This is a genomic window from Vibrio sp. 1727 (assembly GCF_033344415.1).
GTDB lineage: Bacteria > Pseudomonadota > Gammaproteobacteria > Enterobacterales > Vibrionaceae > Vibrio > Vibrio alginolyticus.
In genome coordinates this window covers 1-540 of the sequence record NZ_JAWPOT010000589.1, presented here as the reverse complement: position 1 = coordinate 540, position 540 = coordinate 1, and the positions used below count along the sequence as shown (strand labels likewise).

The following is a 540-nucleotide window of genomic DNA, read 5'->3' as shown; positions in this document are numbered from 1 at the left end:
TGAAGCTCAACTGTTAATAGAAGATATCGTCGAGAAGTTAATGTGCGATGATAATGTCACGCTTCATCTAATGAACGGCAAGAACGAATTTGAAGATATCTATTTCCATTCTCTAAAAGTTGCTTTTATTGCCATGATGATTGGGCGTGCGAAAGGGTATTCTGCCAAGCAACTAAAAGAGCTCTCTTTCGCTGCTCTGTTTCATGATATGGGTAAGATCAAAATCCCTACTGCTATATTAAGAAAGCAAGTGCCATTAACCGAGCCAGAAACCAACTACCTAAAGTTACATACTAAATATGGTTTGGAACTCGCGAATCAGATCGAAGGTTTTCCTGAACCAGCTAAAACCGTGATTGCTCAGCATCATGAGTTAAGAGATGGCTCCGGTTATCCTGAGGGTCTTAAAGGGGATGAAATTGATGAATTGGCTCAAATTGTCATAGTGGCAAATGCATTTGATAACTTGTGCCATACACCGATCGCTTCAGAACAGAAAATCCCATACACCGCCCTTTCTCATTTATATAAAAACTGTAA

At 39.6% G+C, this 540-nt stretch carries 1 protein-coding gene; it reads left to right on the top strand.

Annotated elements, in window-relative coordinates; genetic code table 11:
* Window positions 1-540, top strand: a 540-nt coding sequence (locus R8O10_RS27085) for an HD-GYP domain-containing protein (RefSeq protein ID WP_318192209.1), incomplete at both ends; no start/stop codon positions are given.